Here is a 2,668-nt window from a genome sequence, read left to right as displayed (position 1 = left end):
GCTTCGCCTGAACAGAGTTATAAGCGGGATCCTCGCAGCGGCTAACGTCGGACGCTTCGCGCCGACATCAGCCGCGCAAAAGCACGGCTTCGCCTGAACAGAGTTATAAGCGGGATCCTCGCAGCGGCTAACGTCGGACGCTTTCCCTGGCCGAACTCACAGCCAACGCGCGATCACCGTGGACCCGCCGACCACCCGGTCACCAGGCACGACGACCGCCTCAGCTTTGTCGGCGGGCAGATAAACATCAGTGCGGGAGCCGAACCGGATGAGCCCGAACCGCTCGCCGCGCGCCAGCAGCGCCCCGATCGGTGCCCGCTGCACGATCCGCCGCGCGATCAGCCCGGTGCGCTGCGCCACCACGACCTTGTCGTGCGAGGGCGTCTCCAGCACCGTATAGGCCGCCACATTGTGCTCGGCCTCGGGCTTCATCGCCGCCGCGTAGCCACCGTCCTCCACGAAGTAGTCCACAACCTTGCCAGCCACGGGCGCCCGGTTGACGTGCACATCGAGCACCGAGAGGAACACGGCGACGCGCAGGAACTCCTCATCGCCGAACCGCACGTCGCGCACGTGCTCCACGCTGAGCACCTTGCCGTCGCTGGCCGCCACGACCGCGGTCGGATCGGCCGGGATCTCGCGCTCTGGATCGCGGAAGAACGCCGCGACGGGAAGCGCCCCCACCAAAGGCACCAGCCACGCCTTGGATCGGGGCCGCACCAGCCGCAGCACCGCAGCCGCGCCAAGCATGATCCCAGCCGCGGCCACCCCATTGGAGTCGATGTTCATCGATCCGGCGAGCGGCACGCTTGACGGCCGGAACGCGGGCATGAGCGAGGCCGCGACCGCGGGATCCGCCTCGGTGAACCGCAGCCGGTGCACCCGCACCGGAGGCATGTTGCGCAGGACCAGATCGGAGCCCACGCCCTGCCGCGCGGCGAGCCGGTCGAGCGCCTCGGTCGCCCCCTCGGACAACCCGGGCAGGGCCACAGCCGCCACGACCAGCAGGCCGCCCTCGGCCACCAGCTTGCTGAGCTGGTCGACCGTGCTGCGCGCCTCTTCACCCGAGCCGACCAGCGGCTCGGCCACGATGACGAAGTCGGCCGGCTCCGCGTCGGCCAGATCGGCGACGACCTTGACGCGCTCGCGCACGAAGCTGCCCATCGTCGCGACCTGTTCGGTCAGCGTGTGGTCGGCCGACACCACGGTCAGCCGGTCGCCGGGCTGCAGCGCGTCCAGCGCCTCAGCCAGCACGAGCGAATCGGCGGCGGCCCCGACCAGGACCGCGGACTTGGGCCCGGAGTGCCGGGCCAGCTCCGCGGTCAGTGTCCTGGCCGCACGATCGCCGATGCTGATCTCGCCGAGGGGACCCAGGGACGTGGAGGTTGGCTGGCTCACTCCGCCAGCATAGGCCCGTCCGTGGTTTCGTCGTCAGCCGGGCGCTGCTCGGGTTCTTCCTTGCGGCGCGACGGCACGAGCGCCGTGATCGCGCCGACCAGGCCCAAGAAGATCAGTGCGCCCGCGATGAACCACCCGGCCTCTGGCAGGTCGAAGCGCAGATAGGAGCTGGCAAGGTACCCGCCGGAAATCAAAATAAAGGCCACGCCGAAGAACAGCGACAGGGCATCGGTCCGGTGCGATTTCATTGGCGTCCCTCCGCTGCGCTCCGGGGCGCATGCCCGTTGATTCGCTCAGACAAGTCCTCGTTCATCGACTAACCTCCGCGTGGGCGAACTTCACATCGAGGATGATCAGCAGCTCGCCGCCGCCCGCTCCGTCCTCGCCTACGTCCGTCTGCTGCTGCTCCAGGCCCGCGCCATTGGAGCTGCGGTGAAACACCTCCGCGTCGCCGAAGCTCACGTTGGTGACCACCGTGGTGTCCACGTTGGGCGGCACGATGATCCGCAGATCGCCGAACGAGATGTCGGCCTTGATCTCCATCCGGGTGCCTTGGAAGTCAAGGTCGCTCAGATCGAGCCTGGCCTCGCCGAACTGGTGCGAATAAACCGACGCCAATTCGTTCATGGTGGACGGACGCCAGCTCACGCTGCCCGCGTTGGCCCGCTCCACCTTGTCGGCCGTCGCCACCATCGGCAGGAGCACCGCGAGCGCAAGGCCCAGCAGGATGAATACACGCGCCCGCCCGTACCAGGCGCCGACGAGCAGCCCGAGGCCGACCACGCCCAGTGCCGTGGCGACGTATGCCGCGGCGGGCACCGACACCCCGGCCATGTCCGCCAGGCCGAGCGAGCCGAGGGCGATGAGGATGACGCCGAAGATGAGCCGGCCCAGCCGTGAAGGTTCCGGCTTCGGCTTCGTTTTTTTCGGCGGTACCGGTGCAGGAGGCGCCGTGTATGGGCCGTGTGGAGCGAACGGTGGCTGATAGGAGCCCGGCGGCGGCACGTGGGGCGATGGCGGTGGCGCGGCGGGCACTGCGGTCACCGGAGCTTCCGGCAGCCGCGCGGCCAAGGGCTGCTGCTGCGGCCCGACCCGCGGGTTGATCGCCAGCGCGGCCACGGCGAGCGCGACCGCCGCGATGATGGCCACCACCCAGCTGTCGGTCAGCGCCCCGAGCAACACCACGGTGAGCACGCCGATCACCAGCGTCAGCACGGACGAGGTGCCCGACCGGCCGCGGCCGAACAGGGCCTCGATCGGCGAGGCGGTG

3 protein-coding genes are annotated in these 2,668 nt (G+C 69.5%); all 3 read right to left on the bottom strand.

Annotated elements, in window-relative coordinates; genetic code table 11:
* Positions 1-156 precede the first annotated feature (156 nt).
* Entirely contained in the window at positions 157-1,398 is a 1,242-nt protein-coding gene (locus DM816_RS41340) for a phosphatidylserine decarboxylase (protein ID WP_117215876.1), read from the bottom strand.
* Positions 1,395-1,646, bottom strand: a complete 252-nt coding sequence (locus DM816_RS41335) for a hypothetical protein (RefSeq protein ID WP_117215875.1) — start codon at positions 1,644-1,646, stop codon at positions 1,395-1,397. The genes DM816_RS41340 and DM816_RS41335 overlap by 4 nt, the downstream gene beginning before the upstream one ends.
* Positions 1,647-1,707: 61 nt before the next feature.
* On the bottom strand, positions 1,708-2,668 hold a 961-nt coding region (locus DM816_RS43355; RefSeq protein ID WP_162908406.1), incomplete at its 5' end, for a LiaF domain-containing protein.

This window comes from Allorhizocola rhizosphaerae (assembly GCF_003426775.1).
Classification (GTDB): Bacteria; Actinomycetota; Actinomycetes; order Mycobacteriales; family Micromonosporaceae; genus Allorhizocola; species Allorhizocola rhizosphaerae.
Note: the sequence above shows the minus strand (reverse complement) of the source record. Positions and strands in the feature narration are given on the sequence as shown.